Consider the following 20,530-nt stretch of genomic DNA (forward strand, 5'->3'; position numbering starts at 1 on the left):
AGTTGAATTAGTAAAATAGCAGCTTTTTCTCCATTTTTAGATTTATGGGTAATAGTAAGTTGTTAGCGGGATCTAGAGATACCGCGGCGGTATGACGTAGAAAAACTGAGCCTGCACTAGCTATAGGCGTGAGAAAGGGGATCGTTTTCACTTACTTGCTTAACAGATTCTATAGAATATTCAGAATATATAAAGCGAGCTAAATTCAAAATACACAGCGCGATTAATATTGGTAGTCCTATGTTCAATGCTAACCCAATACTTTCTCTTTTTTCTGGTGGCACTAATCCTTTTAACATTGACACTTTTCCTAACGGAAAATGCCATAAGCAAAGTGTTGATGCAGATGCTATTATTATAAATAGACAAAAATAAGCCTTTTTTGAGGAAAATACAGTTTTTAATGATGATTTGAGTGTAATGTTAGTAGGTGGTAGAGTTTTAGCTTCATTTGTTGCTGGTGAAAGATCTTTAATTGGTAAAGGGTTTGTAGATTTATGAGGAGTATTTTCATGTTGTGGAGAAGGTTGTTGTATATAAACACCTGAAACTAATTTGAGCAATTGCTCTTTTTTTCTATATACTTGTTTTTGTAAATATTCTTTACCTAAAAGTGAGTTACTAAGAGGTTGTGGCCTTTCGAGTATCTGTAATACTTCTGATATTTCGCCTGGCTCTAATATTGCATGTAATTGTTTATCTTGAAAGTAAACAATATTGAATACTGAGCTGAAAATATTGCAAAATGTTTCTGGATCTTGATTTTTGTATCCACTTATCACTTCAATAAATATTTCATCGAGTTTTTTCCCCCTGTGCTCAATTTGGTTATCTATCATAGCTACTCTAGCATCATTTCGTACTTGTTTTATGGTAGATTGTTTTTCTTCTTCTGGTAGTTCTTGAGATTGCTTTTTCGATTTTTTTCTATTAGCTTTAAAATACTCTGTGTGCGAAGTAGTTTGACCGAAATCAGAAATAAGCGTTGTGACGCCTTCTATTCTTCTTTCATCGATTCCATCTTTTTGTGTTACCTTGTCCTGTTTTGCCTCTTGAAGTGTTGGGTGGTAAGTCAAAGCCCTCTGTTTTCGTATGGACAGTTTTGGTGGCTGTTGAAAGAAGAATTGTATTGTATTAAAAAAATTGGGTAGCCGAAAAGAAGATCCAAACCAAAAAAAATTGTCACGCATTGCAGCAACAACTATTGGAACCCGCATCACTTGCTTTTTACTACTTGTTAAATTATAGCCAAACAGGCCTGTAACTGGTACGATTTGTCTATTTTGTGCGTTTTTTTGGTTAGTCTCACTCTGTTCTTTTTTGTCTTGATTTTCATTTTTTTCTGCATGTTTTGACTTTTCGTTTAAAAATGACCCAATTTGGTGCAAATTATCCAGATTAATGTTTTTAGCATCTGTTTGTAGTGTTATTGTTATTCCTTGTAAGAGAATTTGAGATGGAGCATTATTTATGAATTCTTCTACAGTTTTATAACTGTTAGTTTTACGGTAGTGATTATATAATTCACTGCTTTCTTTCGGCACTTTCATGTTGACTGTAAAATTTTTTTCCTGAGGAAGGCAGATTTTGAAAAAATCAATTAAAGGGTTTATTCTAAATAATCTTATATTAAAGGTGTCTTTATCTGTTGCTGTTAGCTCAAATGAAAATTTTTGTATATTGCTTTCAATACTTCTCGAGCGAATAGTACTGATCTTAATTGTTTCGCTAGAAAATGCTTTACTTATGTTTTTGGATTTTTCCTTAAAGAGCTTAGGTAAATCCTCTATTTTATACTTATTCTTAGTTTCAGTGTTACTGTTGTACATAGTTGATACAGCAAATTCATCAACACAAAGGTAAATAAAAAAGATTAATTGGTCAATAAATTAATAATCAGAATAGGGCAATTTTTCGGATTGTTGATGATATTTAAAATTTCACTATAATGAAAGTTTAAGCCAGCATTTTAAGATGAATAAAGAGTTATTAGATGACATACTTTCACTTGAAGATAAAGCAGTTTCCGAAATTGAGAATGCTTCTTCTTTGCAAGATTTAGAAAAAGTTAGGCTATTATATTTGGGAAAAAAGGGTGTAGTTAGAGCTTATTTTGATAACTTAAAAAAGATAGAAAATGCAGAGAAAAAGCGTGATTTAGGCGCAGTTATTAACGCTTTACGTGATAAGATAGATCATCTTATCATGAATAGGGAAAATGTACTAAAAACAGAAGAAGTTAACTTTAAATTGCAGAACGAGGCAGTTGATATTACGTTGCCCGTTAGACCAGAAAAAATTGGCAAGATCCATCCACTCAGTAAAGTTATAAATGAAGTAAAGCTTATTTTTGCACATATGGGTTTTAAAGCAGTTGATGGCCCTGACATTGAAGATGAATTTCATGTATTTGATGCACTGAATACTCCAAGTCATCATCCTGCGCGAGAGGAGCAAGATACCTTCTACTTAAAGAATAAAATAAACGATAAAAGAATGGTACTGCGCACTCACACCTCATCTGTGCAGATTAGAACCATGGAAAAAACAAAAAATTTCCCAATTAAAATAGTAGCCGCAGGTAGAGTATACAGAAATGACTTTGATGCAACTCATACTCCTATGTTTCACCAGATAGAAGGGTTATATGTCGATGAAAACGTCAATATGGGCCAGTTAAAATTTACTACTCATCACTTCCTTAATAAGTTTTTTGGAGATAAAGGGCTGAAGATACGTTTTCGTAATAGTTTTTTCCCTTTTACTGAACCCTCTGCGGAAGTGGACATAAGTTATAAAGGTAGTAAATGGATAGAAGTGCTTGGATGTGGTATGGTGCATCCAAATGTCTTTCAAAATGTTGGAATAAACTGCACTAAATACAATGGTTTTGCGTTTGGCATTGGTATAGAAAGGCTTGCGATGCTAAAATATCAAATCAGCGACCTAAGAAGCTTTTACGATAACAAAATCAGTTGGCTTGATCATTATGGTTTTCATTTTTCATCTTTAAGATAAGTGATAAATAAAGCTCATACTTTCATCATACTTGCTGCCGGGTATGGCAGGCGGATGAATTCAGATTTGCCTAAGGTTCTGCACGAAATAGGCAATTTTTCCATGCTTCAGCATGTCATTTACAATGCAAAACAGTTAAATCCTGAAAATATTGCTGTTGTAGTTGATCTGCCTTTAATTGAAAGACTAAAGTGCTTTGAGGATATACAGTTAATTACACAAGAATTAACACTCGGCACGGGAGATGCAGTCAAAACTGCGATGAGAAACCTGAAAGAATTGCCAGACTCGAACATAGTTGTTGTGCAGTATGGAGATACTCCGCTCATAAAAAGCAGCACAATAACTAAAATGATTAGTTATTTAGAAGGCAAGGCTCTAGTTTGCCTAGGTTTTAGGGCAAGCAATAAAGAATATGGTAGGTTAATCATTGAGAATGGTTCCTTAAGAGAAATCGTAGAAGCAAAGAGTGATCAAAATAATCATGAAGAGTTTCTTGCCAATGCTGGAATAATGGTTGCATATGCAAAGAATTTACGTGAATTGGTGGAGAAAATAGAGTGCAATAGCTCAACTCATGAATATTATTTGACCGATATAGTTTCCATTGCAGTGAAGAGTAATTTAAATGTCGGTTACGTTATTACGGGTGGAGAAGAAGCAACGGGAATAAATAACAGAAATGACCTTATAAAAGCTGAATTTTACTTTCAAGAAAATAAAAGAAAAATTTTTACCGACGCCGGAGTAACGCTTGTTGCGCCAGAGACTGTTTTCTTTTCTCTTGATACGCAAATTGCCAGAGATTCAGTGATTTACCCATACGTTTTTTTTGGTCCTGGAGTGAAAATAGAGTCTGGTGCGAAAATACTGCCATTTTTGCATTTAGAAAACTGCTTAATTAAAAGTAATGCTGAGGTCGGTCCATTTACCAGAATACGCGGAAACACAACAATTGGTAATAAGGCAAAAATAGGAAATTTTGTGGAAGTGAAAACAAGTGAAGTTGGTCAAAACACTAGAATAAAACACTTAAGTTATATAGGAAATACTAAAGTAGGGCAGGGGAGTAATATAGGAGCAGGCACTATTGTTTGTAATTATGATGGGAAAAATAAATATGAAACGAATATAGGGAGCAATTGCTTTGTTGGCGCCAATAGCTCACTCATTGCACCGCTCAATGTTTATGATGACTCTATAATTGCAGCGGGCAGTGTTATAGTTAAGAACGTGCCAGAGAAAAGCCTTGCAATAGCAAGAGAAAAACAAGTGATTAAGAAAATAAAGTAATTCGCTGTAATTATAGCAGATCTTCCTAATAACAGAACTGTTGCAAGAGCTTGTAGAATTACTTTTAGAGCATAATGCAAACCCTGTTCTCGAGTTTACTTAAAAGTATTTTAGTAGCTCAAAAAGAACGTTAAGTCGTGCTTTTTATTTATATTGACAGTATATATGACATCGTTTACGATTAAAGTTAATAACAATAATTTATATTTATCATGTTTGCAGTAATTGAGACTGGTGGAAAGCAATATTTAGTAAAAGAAGGCAGTATAATAAAGGTAGAGAAGTTAGAAGCTGAAGAAAAAAAAGAGGTGGAAATCAATAAGGTGATTTGTATTTCAAATAATGGCTTATCTTATTCATCTAATGCTACTGTTAAAGCTGAAGTATTGGAGCAGTGTAGAGGAGAAAAAATTATAATCTTTAAGAAGAAAAGAAGAAAAAATTACCGTAGGAAAACTGGTCATAGGCAGTATATAACTGTTCTTCGTATCAATGAAATTAATCTTCAAAAGTAAGAGGTAAAATATGGCAACTAAAAAATCAGGTGGTAGTTCCTGTAATGGTAGAGATTCAGCAGGTCGTAGGTTAGGAATAAAGAAGAATGGGAAGGTTATTCCTGGTAACATAATTGTGCGCCAAAGAGGCACAAAATTCCATCCTGGAAAGAATGTTGGTATAGGTAAAGATCATACGATTTTTGCTAAAATAGAAGGCTGGGTCAGCTTTAGAAGGTCAGCAAATAAAAAGACTTTTATTGATATCTTGCCTACAGATAATATGAAAGCTTCAGCTTGAATAAATCATGGGTCTGTAGCTCAGGTGGTTAGAGCGCACGCCTGATAAGCGTGAGGTCGGAGGTTCAACTCTTCCCAGACCCACCATTTAATGATTACTAACTGTGTTTTTTATAGCAGTTTTGGTATTATATAAGCAGAAACCTAAAGCATGAGTTCATATAAAAATTTAGTAACCAGTGAATCAGTGGCGGCTGGTCATCCAGATAAAGTAGCAGATCAAATTTCAGATGCAATACTTGATGAATACCTTTTCACTGATCCTTTTGCGCGAGCTGCAATAGAGACTTTAGTCACCAAAGATAACGTTATTATAGCTGGGGAAGTATTCGGACCTAACATCAAAAATAGCAGGATTGAAAGTATTGTACGGAATACAATAAAAGATATTGGTTATGAGCATGATGGTTTCCACTGGAGAAAAGTGAAGGTAAATATATTATTACATGAGCAATCAAATGACATTGCAATAGGGTTGGATCAAGGTGCTGGAGATCAGGGCATAATGTATGGCTATGCAACAACAGAGACAGAAAACCTTATGCCGGCTCCCATTTTTTATGCGCACTCGATTCTGAAAAATATCATGAGCGCAGTTAAAGAAGCAAAACTTGGTCCGGATGCAAAGTCACAAATCACTTTGGCATATGAGAATAACCTCCCGGTACGTGCTGAAAGTATTATTGTCTCAATACAGCACCCTGAGGATTTGGATCAATCAAAAGTAAAAGAAATAATTTACCCTTACATAGTTTCATCTTTACCTGAAGGATGGATGTGTCATGAGGAAAATCTCTTAGTCAATCCAACAGGTAGATTTGTTATTGGTGGGCCGGTTGGTGATTGTGGATTAACCGGACGGAAAATTATGGTTGATACTTATGGAGGTTATATTCCACACGGTGGAGGAGCGTTTTCCGGAAAAGATGCAACCAAAGTTGATAGATCTGCAGCTTATATGGCAAGATACCTTGCTAAAAATATTGTCTTTGCAGGTTTGGCTAAACGTTGTCTTGTGCAGCTTTCTTATGCAATTGGTATATCACAACCTACTTCATTCTATATTGACACATTTAGTACAAATACGATAGATGAAAAAAAGATTAAAAAGTTTATTGAGAATAGTGTGGATTTATCAACAAAAGGTATAATCAAGCATTTATCGCTTAATCATCCTATATATAAACGTACAGCCTGTTATGGACATTTTGGTAAAGAGTCAGAAAATGACGGTGGATTTTCTTGGGAAAGCATGAACTTGTCTGCTGATCTTTGTAGAGAATTCAATATAGAAGGTAATAGTAAAATTTCTTTAGGTTGCTGAAATTTTTGATTTACAGCCCCACATTTATATATTAGCTTATTGTTAAAGTATAATTGCTTTTTCATAATAATTATACTATATTAGTGATAATTATTATATTCAGTTTTTATTGTGAGGCTCATGCAATGTATAATGACATAAAAGAAGAATTTTGTAGCATAGCTATAAAAGAATCATCTGATCTTATTGATAGAATAGAAGAACATCCTTTTTATGTTGAATTGATGAATGGCAAATTAAGTTATAAGAAGTTCAAGTTCTACGTTCAACAGACTTTTTATGCTTAGTGGATTGCACTCGTGCTTTTTTAATTATTGCATCTAGAGCTAATGATATTGAAACAATGGATAAATTAACCTTTATAGCTCGTAAAATATTCAGTATGCGAAGTCTATGTGAGGAGCAGTTTACAGAATGTAACTCATCCGATAGCCACAAAAGATCGAAATCTAGTTCTGCCCTCATTGATTTCTTCATGCGTGCTGCATACCATAATTCAGTAGCTGAAAGCTTAGCAGCTTCTTATCCATGTTTTGGTATGTGTCAGATCACCTTTCAACATACGGTAAAAGATAGCATTCCTTCAAGCAATAAGTATAAAAAATGGATTAATCTCTATAATACTAATATAGTGGATAACACAGCTGATGCTATAACTGAGATTGTGAATAAGCTGTATAGAGAATCTAGTAATAAGGAGAAGAAAAAGATGCTCGAGTTTTTTCGTAACGGATTAGAACTTGGGGTAATATTCTGGGATGAGGTGTATTACTCTAATATATCTAGGCTCTGTGGACAAAAAATATGAAAAGAGAGAAAAAGATGGTAGTTTAGCTTAATAGGTAAAAAATGGAGAAACTACCATATGCAATATTACATCAAAGAGGAAAATTGGAAACAAATTTTAGAGTTCATAAAAAGCGTAAAAGGAATGCATAGCAAAGATGAAAAACGTTTAAGAATATTCATAGAGGCAGTGTGGTACATAGTCCGAAGTGGTTGCCAATGGAGACTTTTACCAAAAACTTATGGTAATTACAGGAGTATACATAAGCGATTTAAAAGATGGTGTGAAAGAGATGTCTGGGAAAAATTGCTTGAATATACTAAACAAGAGCCTGATTTAGAAGTTGCTATAATCGACGGTACGATCATCCGAGCCCATCCATGTTCATCTGGATATACAAAAAACTCCAAGGATCAAGAAGCTTTAGGGAGGAGCAAAGGTGGCTTTACAACTAAAATACATGCGCTTGTCGATGCACTTGGAAATCCACTTAAATTTACTCTGACCCCTGGTCAAAGAAATGAGATTACACAAGCAGCAACATTAACTGAAAGTGTCTATAATACCACTGTAGTGGCTGATAAAGGCTATGACAGCAATGCTTTTGTTACGAGTCTTGAAAGCAAGGGATGTACAGCAGTTATTCCTCCGAAGCGTAATCGAAAAGTGCAGAGGGGTTACGATAAACACATTTATAAAGAGCGTCATTTAATTGAGTGTTTTTCGGTAAAATTAAGAACTTTAGGCGTATTTTTTCCAGATTCGATAAAACGGCTGAGGTTTTTATGGGTTTTCTAAATTTTGTCGGGGCTCTTGTATGGCTTCTCTAAAATTTTGTCCACAGAGCCTAGAGCTATTTCACCCTCAACAAAAACTTTTTCGACCTGATGGCTACTTCCAGAGCTTGAATCACCTGTTCCCCAAGCAAGATGGATAGATTGCTTTTTTATGCTGGCTGCTATTGCTGCTCTTCCTGATTGTGTAAGAATTGACACCTGTGATGAGTTTGAAAGGCTTATATAATATATATTCAGGATTTGGAAAATTTTTGTCCAAAAAAAATGAATTTTTGCCTAATTTTTTGTTGCAGTATTATTTAAATTTGGATGTGTATTATTCTTGAAGAAAAGTAATTGAATATCAGTAGTTTAAAAATTGCATCTGTATTATTTATTTTTGCCCCTGTCCTACAAAGTGCACCTATAGGTTCTCATCCTTAAAGCATTAATTGTTTTAGGGAAAAGTTATGAAACTAAAAACTGGTGTTGACCCCATAGTTGTTCAAAATATACGGTATCAAGCTAGGAGATTAAAACTTTTTGAATGCTTTACTCATGAAACTCATGAAGATCTTGAGCAAGAACTTTTCTGTGAAATTTGGACTTATCTTGATAGATATGATGAAAGTAAAGGTAGCTTTAACACTTTTGTAGCAAGATTAACTGAACGTCGTGCCAACAACTTATTAGAGAAACAACTATGTATAAAACGCAATATTAATAACTACATCAATATTGAGAAAACAGAAGCTTTTGAAGATGAAGTAGCGAAACGTACTGATGTAGATTACATGATTTCAACGCTACCAAGAAAGATGCAGAGGATATGCGAACAACTCAAGTACTTTAACTTATATGAAGTTGCTAAGATGAACAACATATCAAGAACTACTTTAAATACTATGGTAAGAAAAATACGTATAAAACTCTCTTCCATCTACTACAAGGGCAAAAAGAAAAATTGAACATAAATTCTACCTTTCCTGAATATATAACATATACCATTGAGGTGAATAAATGACTTTTAAAATTTTAAACAATAATGAAAGATTGAAAACAACTACAGGCATAAAAGTAGTAATTTTTGGTCCTTACGGTATTGGTAAAACCAGTCTCTTAAAGACTATAAGTGAACCAACACTATGTCTTGACTTTGAAGCAGGTCTGCTTGCTGTTCAAGATTGGCAGGGAGATTCGATTAGTGTTCGTACTTGGAGTCAAGCTCGGGATATTGCCTGCCTAATTGGTGGTCCAAACCCTGCACTAAAATCTGATCAAGCGTATAGCCAAAAACACTATGAGCACGTATCAAGTAAATACAATGAAGAGTTTTCTAAATATCGATGTATTTTCATTGATAGCATTACCGTAGCATCACGTCTTTGTCTCTTATGGGCAAAAATGCAACCGGAAGCTTTTTCTGAGAGAAGTGGAAAGCAAGATATGAGAGCTGCTTACGGAACACTTGCTCAAGAGATGATAGCTTGGCTCAATCAGTTTCAACATATTCCAAATAAAGACATTATTACCGTTGGAACTCTTGGACAATACCTTGATGATTTCAATCGCTCAACTTGGCTACCTCAATGTGAAGGCGCTAAAACCGCAAGTGAAATTCCCGGCATTGTTGATGAAGTAATCAGCATGGTTGGAATCAAGAAAGATGATGGAACGGAGAAACGTTCATTTGTCTGTCAGACGATTAATTCTTGGGGATATCCGGCTAAAGATCGAAGTGGGTGCCTTGATATGGTTGAAGAACCGCATCTGGGTAAATTACTAACGAAAATCAAAGCTAAAGCCTGTTCTACTGCTGCTTAATGGAGAATAACTATGCTACAAAACATTTTTACTACTGGTCAAAAAATCCCTTTTTTCAGCGTAAAAGAGTATTTAAGTGACAAAGCACCAATCCCAGAAGACATCATCTACCCGAGGATATTAACTCCAAGGGGTTTGTTGGTATTTGGCGGGCCACCTAAAATTGGTAAAAGCGATTTTTTAATTTCATGGCTCATGCACATGGCAGCAGGCGTTTCATTTCTGGGTATGATTCCCAATCAGCCTATGAAAGTTCTCTGTCTGCAGACTGAAATTGATGATGGATATTTAAAAGAGCGTCTACAAGAGTTAAAACTCGATAAAGAATTTTTGGACGTTGGTGCAAACAACTTCATGATCACGCCAAGAGTACAACTATCGCTTAGTAGTGAGGAGATAGACGAAATAAAAAACTCTCTAGAGGACAAATGTTTTAAGCCTGATATTTTGGCCATAGATCCTCTTCGTAACATCTTTAGCAGTGAATATGGCAACGAAAATGATAACAGCGCTATGCTATTCTTTTTACAAAAAACACTTAAAAAACTTCGTAATGTTGTCAATCCAGATGCCGGTATAATACTCACTCACCACACGAAAAAATTGTCCAAAAAGATGCTAGAAGAAGATCCATTTCAAGGTTTAAGTGGTGCTGGATCTTTAAGAGGGTTTTACACCACAGGAATGGTGATGTTCCGAAAGGATGAAGAAAATGACGATGAAAAAACCGCATGTCAAATAGTATTTGAGTTACGCAATGGAAAACGTGTTCTGCGCAAGACTGTCGATAAGATAGATGGCCGCTGGCAGTTCGTTGACCAATGGAATAACTGATTTCAACTTTATTATAGAAGTATTTATGTTACAGGATTTAACTGATTTTAACAACGTGAAACTGCAAAGCAGTTTAATACCGAAAGGTACAATAGTCAAGGTAAAAATGGCAATAAAGCCGGGAGGATATGAAAGTTGGTTCGCTAGGAGTCTTTCTACTGGCAGCATCTATTTAAACGCTGAATTTACTGTCACTGAAGGGCCATATGCAAAACGTAAGATTTATCAAGTAATTGGTATTAAAAGTGGCAAAGCAAGCGTTGAAAAAGAAGATGTCTGGGGAGAAATGGGTCGTGCTATGATTAGAAGTATTTTGGAGTCTGCTCGCAATATTCATCAAAATGACCCTTCAGAAAAAGCAACACTTGCTCGTAAACTTAGCTCCATTGCTGATTTAAATGGCCTAGAATTTACCGCAAAAGTTGGCATTGAGACCGATAGTAGATATGGAGACAGGAATAGAATTGCTGCAGCTATTACTCCTGAACAAAGTAACGACATTAAATCTGACTGGGTTCCGTTTTGAAGTACGATGAAGAGAAACTATGGACTGCTGTTGTTGAACAAGCTATTCGGGAAGCAACAGGAAAGAATAGAGAGCTTAGAGAAGAAGCTTATTCATGGATCCACAGCACAGAATCTTTTAGAACTGTTTGCGAACTCGCTAACTTGGACTCTGAACGTTTAAAAAATATGTTGAGTAAAATTATTGGAAAAAAAGGAGATTTTATGGATTTTTCATCTCAAAAGATTAAATCACTATTGATTAATAATATTAAGGAATGTGTATCTTACTTACTTCCGGGCGGAGAATTTTATCAAGATAGGTTCTATCTGGGAAATTTAGGTAAAGATAAGATAATAGTTGAAATAAAAGGAGAGAAAGCAGGAAATTGGAACGACATTTATAAAGAAAAGAAGGGAGACATACTCAGTCTTTGGACTTTTGTTGAAGGTAACATAGATTCTGCCAAAAAGTGGTTGAACACTAAAGCTGAAAAAAATTCCACGTTGCAAGAAAACGGAGAAAAAGTATTTTCTGTAAGACATTACTTAAATGATAAATCACCAATGCCAAAAGATATAATAGGCCCAAGAATCTTAACTCCAGGTGGTCTTTTAGTTATAGGTGTACTCCAAAAATCGGCAAAAGTAATTTTTTACTTTCTTTATTAGTGCATATGGCCGGAGGAATATCATTTCTTGGCATGAAACCTGAAAGACCACTGAAAGTATTCTACCTACAGAATGAAATGGAATACGATTATATAAGAGAACGTTTGCAGCAACTGAAAGTTAACCAAAAGATTCTTGATATAGCAACAGAAAACTTAGCTATTACTCCAAAAACAAAATTAGCTTTGAACCTTGAAGGCATAGAAAGAATAAAAAGTATTATAGAAGAAAAATTTAACCCAAAAACAGTTGATCTTATTGTGATAGATTCTCTCTATAATATACGTGATTATGGAAATAGCAGAGCCATGCTTTCTTTTTTGCAAGATGGAACTGAAAAATTACGTTCTATAACGAGTCCCATGGCTGGCATCATCCTTACGCATCATACTAAAAAAGTATCTACAGCCATGTTAGAAAAGAATCCATTTCAATCTTTAAGTGGTGCAGGAGTTTTAAGAAATTTCTACACGTCTGGCATTGTAATGTTTAAACCTAAAGAGCATAAAAATACCTTAAAAGTAATGTACGAGCTCAGAAACGGAAAGCCTATACCAACAAAATTCGTTAAGAACGTTAACGGACGCTGGATAGCTACAGCTTAACCAAATTTCTAAACTTTAAATATATTGGAGATTTTATGGATATCTATTGTGATTTTAATACCGCAACTCCACTAAAGAATGGACATTATAAGCCATTAGAGGAGAAAGAACAGTTAAAAGATCAACTTCTACTAAATATCAGATCATGTCTTTCTTATCTATTGACAAGAGGTATTTTTCGTGGTGATAAGTTTTATGTAGGCAATGTACAAGGTGATAAAGGAAAGAGTCTAGTAGTAGAAGTAAGTGGCAGTGAAGCTGGCCTATGGCACGATTTTGCAACAAAAGAAGGTGGTGATATCATTGACCTTTGGGCAGAAGTACATAGAAAAAGCACTAGGCTCTGTGGACAAAATTTTAGAGAAGCCATACAAGAGCCCCGACAAAATTTAGAAAACCCATAAAAACCTCAGCCGTTTTATCGAATCTGGAAAAAATACGCCTAAAGTTCTTAATTTTACCGAAAAACACTCAATTAAATGACGCTCTTTATAAATGTGTTTATCGTAACCCCTCTGCACTTTTCGATTACGCTTCGGAGGAATAACTGCTGTACATCCCTTGCTTTCAAGACTCGTAACAAAAGCATTGCTGTCATAGCCTTTATCAGCCACTACAGTGGTATTATAGACACTTTCAGTTAATGTTGCTGCTTGTGTAATCTCATTTCTTTGACCAGGGGTCAGAGTAAATTTAAGTGGATTTCCAAGTGCATCGACAAGCGCATGTATTTTAGTTGTAAAGCCACCTTTGCTCCTCCCTAAAGCTTCTTGATCCTTGGAGTTTTTTGTATATCCAGATGAACATGGATGGGCTCGGATGATCGTACCGTCGATTATAGCAACTTCTAAATCAGGCTCTTGTTTAGTATATTCAAGCAATTTTTCCCAGACATCTCTTCCACACCATCTTTTAAATCGCTTATGTATACTCCTGTAATTACCATAAGTTTTTGGTAAAAGTCTCCATTGGCAACCACTTCGGACTATGTACCACACTGCCTCTATGAATATTCTTAAACGTTTTTCATCTTTGCTATGCATTCCTTTTACGCTTTTTATGAACTCTAAAATTTGTTTCCAATTTTCCTCTTTGATGTAATATTGCATATGGTAGTTTCTCCATTTTTTACCTATTAAGCTAAACTACCATCTTTTTCTCTCTTTTCATATTTTTTGTCCACAGAGCCTAGCTATGATGGATTAAAGATAAAAAAGATGGAGAATATCAGTAGCTTATTATTCTGGTATTTATAACAAGAGCGGTCAGTGAATACCTAAATTTGAGTAAAAGAAATTTCACTACCACTCACTAATCCGGCTAAAATTCAAGAATTTCAATGCTTTAGCTATTTTCAATAGAATTAAATTTATTAATATAAATAATAAATTACTATTCTTAAATTTGATCAGATTGATTGCAAAAAAACAAGATTTTCAATAGGTTGCTTATAATCCTAACTATAGTTAGCCTTTCATAAATAGCGATGCGACAAAGCCCACTGGGATCCAGTTTTCCATACAGTTTTATCAAAAATGCTTATTTTAGCATAAAGCAAGCTACTTTCTATGTTCTCCAACTTAGCGTCCAATCAAAATTCCTGGATTCCAGACTGGAATGACATCTTCATATTTGAGGGCATAGGGCTGAGCAAGCTGCTTTCGAATTATAATACAGTTGTTGTAGTATGATGTAGATCTATGCTCGCTTATAACTAAAATTTCACTTCCACTAGTGGAATGTTGTTCCAGCTATTGCTTCCATAGTCATCAATAGAAGCGTTTAAGTAATCTGTATCAAAGCGCACGGGCACATCAAATTCGAAGCTCGCAGTGATTATCGCATCTTTTACTGGTGGCTTCATAAATGTTATTTCTCCCGTTGAATAATTTACTGAATATTCACTCTCTTCTTTACCATTTAAATAAATCTTTACTGTCCCATGTACTGGCTTTTTGATCATGCGTATATGCTTATCTTCCCCACTTACATAAGTTTTGATTAGCTGAAAAGTCGTTTTTTTGTTATCTCCTATACCAATCTCTTGATTAATGGCTATAAAATCCGACCAATCCTTAAAACGAAACCCTATTGCTTTACCTTTTCGTGCATGAAAAAATGTTATTAATTCTAATAGCTGCTCGTTTGATCTGACCCCGTAAGCTATGTTGTATCTAGTACGTGCATGAGACCAATTGATGTTGCGCTGTTCACAACCGTTATGAGTTGTTACAACGTCAGTGGAAAATTCCGGTCCTCCAGCGGAACCATAAGATATATTTTCTGGAAATCTAATTTCTGTGAATGACATATGTCCTCCTGTGAAAGTAAAATAGTTTGGTTGAAGAAAATGTTGTAATTTGAAAGTGTTTCACATAGTAAATGACGCTATGGAAAGTGGATGAGACCACTGAGATAATACCTTAAACTGCTGTCATACCCACAATTACTATACTCAGGTTCATTTGAGTTGTCAAGCAAAAAAAATAAAATTTTATGGCAAATTGCAACTAGCCTTGTTTATGACTTAATTCATCTACTTTTTTGCGTAATACATTCAAATCAGTTGCTCCTACAAACAGACTATCCCCAATTATTAAAAAAGGTGTACCACCTACTCCCAAATCTCTTACTAGGAGCTTACTGTCGTTTATCATTTGCTCAATTTTGTCTGCATTATTTTTCATGGAATTATTAAAATCGTCCTCATCAATCCCTATGCTTTTCACTATATCCAATATGCTTTCGTCTGAAAATCCTCCTTTGTGACTTAAAGCAGAATAGTGAAAGTCGAAATATTTTTCTTTATCAATAAAGTAAACAGCTAAAGCGCTTTTTGCTGCCCTTAAAGAGGCGTTACCAAGTATTGGAGCATCCCTAAAGATATACTTAATTTTACCGTCGTTAATTAACTGCTTTATATCATTCTTCATAGCTTTGCAATATCCACAAGAATAGTCAAAGAAGCCTGCAGCTACAACACTACTATTTTCATTTCCGGAGTAAGGATAAGTAAGGTCAAATATTTGATCCTTGTATTGTGAAATTTTACTTTTGGTCACATTATCTCGAGCAGCGTAACTACTTTTAATCGACTCCTCTTTGAGAGTTCTTACGATCTTATCAAAATTTCTACTGATATAATCATCTAATCTCTCACCTATATAATCATCGTTTAGCATTTGGCTGCGATTTGAAAGCCAATTATTTATTATCGGCAAGCTTGCTATTGCTATTATTAAAATCAATAAAAACGATACCCTAGACATACAATTTATTTAAAAACCTACAATATAAAACTTTTAGTACACATTTATCTGTATATTAAAAAAAGCATCTAATGTTAATATATAAAAACATTTATATCAAGTGTATTTTATAGCCAGTTTTGCCTCAAATGCAAACTTTAACAATACAAACTAAGCGCAAAACTAATCAGAAAGTTTAAGATGCAAACAGCAAAAGCGCGTGGAGCATAAATTTAAGTTGTTTGTTTTATTCCGCTGTGTATAATTTTTCGCGGAATAAACATATGAACGAGCCAATAATTGGCAGGGAAAAAGAAATAGCTATTCTACAAGACAAACTTCTTTCTCGATCAGCCGAATTTATTGCAGTTTATGGTCGGCGTTGTGTAAATGTTGTATTATCTGCATTTTATCAGCATAATATAGAAGTAATGTAATGCAGATATTATGCCGATGCCAAATTATACGATTACTTCTAAAATTGCTAATTGCCTTATGAGGATTGAAGCAGCAAAAGAAAAAGTGTTACATTTGCCGCTCACTGTACCGATGCTTTCGTCTCTTCGTGAAACTGCACGGCTTTATACCACACACTATTCTACTATGATCGAAGGAAATCGACTTGAGCCTAAACAGATTGAAGAGGTTTTAAGTGGTAAAAGCCACTTTCCAAAATATAGGAGAGATGAAAATGAGGTTAAAGGATATTATGCAGCTTTAACCCAAGTTGAACAATCAGCGAGAACGATCCCTATTACTGAGAAAGCCATTCAAACGCTTCATATGGCAAGTGGAAAATCTAAAGTGAAGCCAACCTCTTATCGTGATGGTCAAAACGTTATTCGTGATAGCCGTACACGTGCAATAATTTATATGCCACCTGAAGCAAAGGATGTACCAAAGCTCATGAGCAGTATGATTGGTTGGATTCGTGACAGTGAGCAAGTGCCTTGCCCAGTTATTGCAGGTATTGCTCATTATCAATTTGTAACAATTCACCCCTACTATGACGGTAATGGTCGTACTGCAAGATTGCTGACTACATTAATTTTACACCTTGGTGGATATGACCTAAAAGGGCTTTACTCATTGGAAGAATATTATGCTAAAAATCTAGGGGCTTATTATGAAGCAATAACATCGCACAATTATTACATGGGGCGAGCTGAAGCAGATATCACTAAGTGGGTGGAGTATTTCGTAGAAGGTATGGCAAATTCATTTGAGAACGTTTTACAACGTATAAATGAAGAAGAATACCACACTGATCAGACTGATCTTATACGTAAGCTTGATCCTAAACAACGTAAAGCTCTTGAACTCTTCCAGGAGTTTTCCGCTATTACAGCTAGTCAGGTTGGCAAACTATTTAATTTTAAGCCTCGTACTAATGCGCAACTTTGTAAAAAGTGGGTGGAAATGGGGTTTATCGAGATTGTAGATTTTTCCAATAGAGGAAGGAAATACAAACTTAGTAAGCAATATGAAGATTTGATCTCAAATTAACTGAAAGCTTGTTAGACAGAAAAGCAGTGCATAGATCAAATTTTAATAAAGTGCTTGAAAACTAAATGTAAACTTAAAATTTTAAAAACTGGAATATGTACAACAACTTACGCGACTTCATTAAAGCCTTAGAAGAAAAAAAGGATCTGATTAGGATTAAGGAAGAGGTTTCAACAGTTCTTGAAATGACAGAAATTCATCGCAGAGTTTTGTCAAGCAAAGGGCCAGCGATCATTTTTGAAAATGTTATCACAGAAAATGGCAAAAATTCGATTCCAGTTTTGGTGAATTTATTTGGTACTATTAAGAGGATTGCATTGGGGTTGAACATAAATCCTGATGAACTAAGAGATCTTGGTAAACTTTTAGCATTTTTGCGATCACCTGAGCCGCCAAAAAACTTTAAGGATGCTATAAAAATGTTTCCTCTATTAAAAATCGTGTTATCGATGCGAAGTAAAGTCGTGAACAAAGCTCCATGTCAAGAGGTAGTGCTAACCGGAGATGACGTGGACCTAAGTCTACTGCCCATTCAAACATGCTGGCCAAATGAACCTGCACCACTTATCACCTGGCCGATTGTGGTAACAAAAGGACCCACGAAAGACAAACAAGATAATTTCAATCTTGGAATATATCGTATGCAGGTCATAGATAAAAAAACGACTCTAATGCGCTGGCTTGCACATCGTGGTGGTGCAGGTCACCATAAACGATGGAAAGAGAAGGAACAAAATATGAAATTTCCTGCTGCTGCTGTGATCGGTAGTGATCCTGCAACGATTATTGCTGCAGTAACCCCGGTGCCAGAAACATTGTCAGAATACCAATTTGCTGGACTACTGCGAAAGAAGCCGCTTGAGCTTGTAAATTGTAAGACTATTCCGCTTCAAGTGCCAGCTCACGCGGAAATCGTTCTGGAAGGCTATGTGAGTTTGGATAGATATCAAAACGAAGGGCCATACGGAGATCACACTGGCTACTATAATTCTGTTGAGCAATTTCCTGAATTTAACATTACTGCAATTACAATGCGTAAAAACCCGATATATCTTAGCACTTTCACCGGCAAGCCACCTGATGAACCATCAACTCTTGGTGAAGCACTCAATGAAATTTTTGTGCCCATCCTCATCAATCAATTTCCAGAGATAGTGGACTTTTATCTGCCGCCGGAAGGTTGCTCATATAGAATAGCAGTAGTGTCGATAAAAAAATCCTATCCAGGGCAGGCAAAAAGAATTGTTATGGGCATACTTTCTTTTCTCAAGCAGTTTTTATACACAAAATTTATCATCGTTGTTGATGATGATATAAATGTACGTGATTGGAAGGAAGTGATGTGGGCAATATCAACGAGAATGGACCCTGTGCGTGATACAATCATGATAGAAAATGCACCTATTGATTATTTAGACTTTGCTTCCCCTAAAAGTGGCCTGGGAGGTAAAATGGGATTTGATGCGACAAACAAAATTCCGCCTGAAACCAAACGAGAATGGGGAGAGAAAATTGAAATGAGCGAAGAAATAGTAAGAAAAATCACGGAGAAGTGGGAGGAATACGGACTGTAATTGCTAAAAAATTAAAAATATGATATATTATAGTGTTTTGTTCATAGTCAGGTAAATGTTATGGTAAGCACTCAAGGACACCAAGCTCATGTCAATTGTAATTACATTGATGAATTACAAGACAAATTTAAGGATGTAAAATTTGAACGCACTGGAAGAACTAAAGGTAGGTACATTACTAATCTTAGCAATAAAAGTACATTAAATGATTTGAGGATTTTTATAGAGACACAAATTAAAAGGATACTTAGGAGTCTTTTTGCCCCATTTATATCAAATGTATGGTCCCAGAGTGTAATGGTGTGGATTTAGTATAAATAATTCTGGAGACTGTGTCCACTGATAACATATAAATTCATAAGGAGTAAGACCCTTAAGAGTTTTGAGTCTCTTTGCATAATTATAAGCCATAACAAAGTTATAAAGGTGTTCTTTAAGTTGCTGGTGCGATTGATAGTAATACTTCTTAACTGTAGCATCCTTTAAAGTTTTATTCATACGCTCAACTTGCCCATTTGTCCAAGGATGGCTAACTTTTGTCAAACGATGTTCAATAACATTCTCTTCGCAAACTCTATTAAATATGTGTTGGAAAGCATACTTATGACGCTTCTGGTTTGTAAATTGTATACCGTTATCTGTCAAAATAGTATGGATTTTATACGGTAAAATTCTAATCAAATTACGTAAGAACTCAGCAGCTATGGGTTTTGTAGCACTGTTACGCAACTCAACATAGGTAAATTTGGATGTCCTATCAATAGCAACAAACAAATGTAATTTGCCCTCCTCAGTTCTAACTTCAGCAATATCAATATGAAAGTAACCGATAGGATATTGTTTGAATTTCTTTTTTGACTTAACTTCTCCATCAACAGTTGGTAATCTGCTAATGTTGTGTCTTTGTAAACAACGATGCAAGCTAGAGCGAGTCAAATGCGGAATTGTAGACTGCAGAGCGTAAAGGCAATCATCTAGTGGCAGTAGTGTATACTTGCGAAATGTAACTATTATAGCTTCCTCTTCTAGCGTTAAAACAGTCGATCTTGGATGCTTTGGACCCATATCAGCATCTTTCGTAAATGAACGTTTTCTCCACTTAATAATAGTTTTTGGATTAAGGTTATAATGCTTGGAGAGTTTTGCTATGCTCTCTTTTCTATTTTGTATTGCTCTACGAATCGTCTGTGTTGTTTTGGCGCACCCATGTAATATTTGTCCCATAACTCCTCCTTTGATGGTATTTTTTTCTCATATTTTATCATACCATCACACTCTGGGACTGTACATGTAAGTTCAAGATTTAATCCAGAAGATGTACAAAAATATAGAGGAGGGAGTAGGGTTTATAGTTGATTGATGTAATAACTCAAAAGTTTGAAATGAGCGAAGAAATAATTGGAAAGGTTACAGAGAAGTGGGAAGAATATATGGACTAGACTTCTTGCATAAAAGCAGAGAAAAGTTTGGCGTTTTTTGTAATGCCGCGATTAGTATTAACTGATAATTGTGGTTTAAGTACGTCACAGTGCCCTTTTTTTTGTCATCCTATAGCTATACCGCCGCGGCGCTAACGGGTAGCGGAATGACGAATTACTATACCGCCACGAACCGTCATCCCGCCGCGAACCGTCATACCGTCACGGTATCTCTAGATCCCGCTAACACGTAGCGGGATACTTAACCATCATCTACACCGTCATACCGCGATTCATTCCACAACTGTACGAACATTACAATTTGAGCCTACCAGAAGGATGTCATCCCAGTG

At 35.4% G+C, this 20,530-nt stretch carries 19 protein-coding genes, 1 tRNA gene and 4 pseudogenes; 18 read left to right on the forward strand and 6 right to left on the reverse strand.

The window, feature by feature from the left end; translation table 11 throughout:
• Positions 1-116 precede the first annotated feature (116 nt).
• Positions 117-1,829 carry a hypothetical protein gene (locus ACQH1X_RS01560; protein WP_425386361.1) on the reverse strand — a complete coding sequence of 571 codons (1,713 nt, stop codon included), beginning with the start codon at positions 1,827-1,829 and terminating at the stop codon, positions 117-119.
• Between the two features lie 145 nt (positions 1,830-1,974).
• Here ACQH1X_RS01560 and pheS point away from each other — a divergent pair, with 145 nt between their 5' ends.
• From pheS to ACQH1X_RS01600, 8 genes and pseudogenes are all read left to right on the forward strand, one after another.
• On the forward strand, positions 1,975-3,018 hold the full coding sequence (gene pheS / locus ACQH1X_RS01565; RefSeq protein ID WP_425386362.1) for a phenylalanine--tRNA ligase subunit alpha: 1,044 nt from the start codon (positions 1,975-1,977) through the stop codon (positions 3,016-3,018).
• Positions 3,019-4,311 carry a bifunctional UDP-N-acetylglucosamine diphosphorylase/glucosamine-1-phosphate N-acetyltransferase GlmU gene (glmU, locus tag ACQH1X_RS01570; RefSeq protein ID WP_425386363.1) on the forward strand — a complete coding sequence of 431 codons (1,293 nt, stop codon included), beginning with the start codon at positions 3,019-3,021 and terminating at the stop codon, positions 4,309-4,311.
• A gap of 212 nt (positions 4,312-4,523) precedes the next feature.
• Entirely contained in the window at positions 4,524-4,826 is a 303-nt protein-coding gene (gene rplU / locus ACQH1X_RS01575) for a 50S ribosomal protein L21 (protein WP_182366585.1), read from the forward strand.
• Between the two features lie 10 nt (positions 4,827-4,836).
• Positions 4,837-5,106, forward strand: coding sequence for a 50S ribosomal protein L27 (rpmA, locus tag ACQH1X_RS01580; RefSeq protein WP_010082252.1), 270 nt, complete (start codon positions 4,837-4,839; stop codon positions 5,104-5,106).
• A 9-nt stretch (positions 5,107-5,115) separates the two neighbouring features.
• A tRNA-Ile gene (locus ACQH1X_RS01585) sits at positions 5,116-5,192 on the forward strand.
• A 64-nt stretch (positions 5,193-5,256) separates the two neighbouring features.
• The gene (metK, locus tag ACQH1X_RS01590; protein ID WP_265034320.1) at positions 5,257-6,429 is read left to right on the forward strand and encodes a methionine adenosyltransferase; all 1,173 of its coding nucleotides are present in this window, start codon (positions 5,257-5,259) and stop codon (positions 6,427-6,429) included.
• 224 nt (positions 6,430-6,653) lie between these two features.
• A pseudogene (locus tag ACQH1X_RS01595) lies at positions 6,654-7,237 on the forward strand (TenA family protein).
• A 57-nt stretch (positions 7,238-7,294) separates the two neighbouring features.
• A pseudogene (locus ACQH1X_RS01600) lies at positions 7,295-8,046 on the forward strand (IS5 family transposase).
• Here the strand turns inward: ACQH1X_RS01600 and ACQH1X_RS01605 are convergent.
• A complete protein-coding gene (locus ACQH1X_RS01605) occupies positions 8,011-8,211 on the reverse strand; it encodes a hypothetical protein (RefSeq protein ID WP_425386700.1) in 201 nt (66 codons plus the stop codon). The pseudogene ACQH1X_RS01600 and the gene ACQH1X_RS01605 sit on opposite strands and share 36 nt — an antisense overlap.
• 251 nt (positions 8,212-8,462) lie before the next feature.
• Between ACQH1X_RS01605 and ACQH1X_RS01610 the strand changes: the two genes are divergently transcribed.
• From ACQH1X_RS01610 to ACQH1X_RS01640, 7 genes and pseudogenes are all read left to right on the forward strand, one after another.
• Positions 8,463-8,960 carry a sigma-70 family RNA polymerase sigma factor gene (locus ACQH1X_RS01610; protein WP_425386364.1) on the forward strand — a complete coding sequence of 166 codons (498 nt, stop codon included), beginning with the start codon at positions 8,463-8,465 and terminating at the stop codon, positions 8,958-8,960.
• A gap of 52 nt (positions 8,961-9,012) precedes the next feature.
• Positions 9,013-9,816 carry an ATP-binding protein gene (locus ACQH1X_RS01615; protein ID WP_425386365.1) on the forward strand — a complete coding sequence of 268 codons (804 nt, stop codon included), beginning with the start codon at positions 9,013-9,015 and terminating at the stop codon, positions 9,814-9,816.
• Between the two features lie 12 nt (positions 9,817-9,828).
• Positions 9,829-10,650 (forward strand): AAA family ATPase, encoded by an 822-nt coding sequence (locus tag ACQH1X_RS01620; RefSeq protein ID WP_425386366.1) that lies wholly within the window; start codon positions 9,829-9,831, stop codon positions 10,648-10,650.
• Between the two features lie 25 nt (positions 10,651-10,675).
• Positions 10,676-11,176, forward strand: a complete 501-nt coding sequence (locus ACQH1X_RS01625; protein ID WP_425386367.1) for a hypothetical protein — start codon at positions 10,676-10,678, stop codon at positions 11,174-11,176.
• Positions 11,173-11,826, forward strand: a complete 654-nt coding sequence (locus ACQH1X_RS01630; RefSeq protein WP_425386368.1) for a hypothetical protein — start codon at positions 11,173-11,175, stop codon at positions 11,824-11,826. The genes ACQH1X_RS01625 and ACQH1X_RS01630 overlap by 4 nt, the downstream gene beginning before the upstream one ends.
• A 5-nt stretch (positions 11,827-11,831) precedes the next feature.
• Positions 11,832-12,431, forward strand: a complete 600-nt coding sequence (locus ACQH1X_RS01635; RefSeq protein ID WP_425386369.1) for an AAA family ATPase — start codon at positions 11,832-11,834, stop codon at positions 12,429-12,431.
• Positions 12,432-12,466: 35 nt separating this feature from the next.
• Positions 12,467-12,772: pseudogene (locus ACQH1X_RS01640) on the forward strand (AAA family ATPase); the annotation flags it as partial.
• A 16-nt stretch (positions 12,773-12,788) separates the two neighbouring features.
• Here the strand turns inward: ACQH1X_RS01640 and ACQH1X_RS01645 are convergent.
• The 3 genes and pseudogenes from ACQH1X_RS01645 to ACQH1X_RS01655 all read right to left on the reverse strand — a co-directional run bounded on the left by ACQH1X_RS01645 (position 12,789) and on the right by ACQH1X_RS01655 (position 15,700).
• A pseudogene (locus ACQH1X_RS01645) lies at positions 12,789-13,540 on the reverse strand (IS5 family transposase).
• 605 nt (positions 13,541-14,145) lie between these two features.
• Positions 14,146-14,742: a TIGR02217 family protein gene (locus tag ACQH1X_RS01650; RefSeq protein WP_065095104.1), complete on the reverse strand. Its 597-nt coding sequence runs from the start codon at positions 14,740-14,742 to the stop codon at positions 14,146-14,148.
• Between the two features lie 199 nt (positions 14,743-14,941).
• Positions 14,942-15,700: a DsbA family protein gene (locus tag ACQH1X_RS01655; protein ID WP_425386370.1), complete on the reverse strand. Its 759-nt coding sequence runs from the start codon at positions 15,698-15,700 to the stop codon at positions 14,942-14,944.
• A 263-nt stretch (positions 15,701-15,963) separates the two neighbouring features.
• Between ACQH1X_RS01655 and ACQH1X_RS01660 the strand changes: the two genes are divergently transcribed.
• From ACQH1X_RS01660 to ACQH1X_RS01670, 3 genes are all read left to right on the forward strand, one after another.
• Positions 15,964-16,116 carry a hypothetical protein gene (locus ACQH1X_RS01660; protein WP_425386371.1) on the forward strand — a complete coding sequence of 51 codons (153 nt, stop codon included), beginning with the start codon at positions 15,964-15,966 and terminating at the stop codon, positions 16,114-16,116.
• A 16-nt stretch (positions 16,117-16,132) separates the two neighbouring features.
• On the forward strand, positions 16,133-17,185 hold the full coding sequence (locus ACQH1X_RS01665) for a Fic family protein (RefSeq protein ID WP_425386372.1): 1,053 nt from the start codon (positions 16,133-16,135) through the stop codon (positions 17,183-17,185).
• Between the two features lie 95 nt (positions 17,186-17,280).
• A complete protein-coding gene (locus tag ACQH1X_RS01670) occupies positions 17,281-18,759 on the forward strand; it encodes a UbiD family decarboxylase (RefSeq protein WP_425386373.1) in 1,479 nt (492 codons plus the stop codon).
• 273 nt (positions 18,760-19,032) lie between these two features.
• On the opposite strand, the gene ACQH1X_RS01675 is transcribed toward ACQH1X_RS01670, so the two are convergent.
• Complete coding sequence (locus ACQH1X_RS01675) at positions 19,033-19,983, reverse strand: IS481 family transposase (RefSeq protein ID WP_425386374.1); 951 nt, start codon at positions 19,981-19,983, stop codon at positions 19,033-19,035.
• Positions 19,984-20,530 lie beyond the last annotated feature (547 nt).

Source organism: Wolbachia endosymbiont (group A) of Barypeithes pellucidus (genome assembly GCF_964030885.1).
Taxonomy (GTDB): domain Bacteria; phylum Pseudomonadota; class Alphaproteobacteria; order Rickettsiales; family Anaplasmataceae; genus Wolbachia.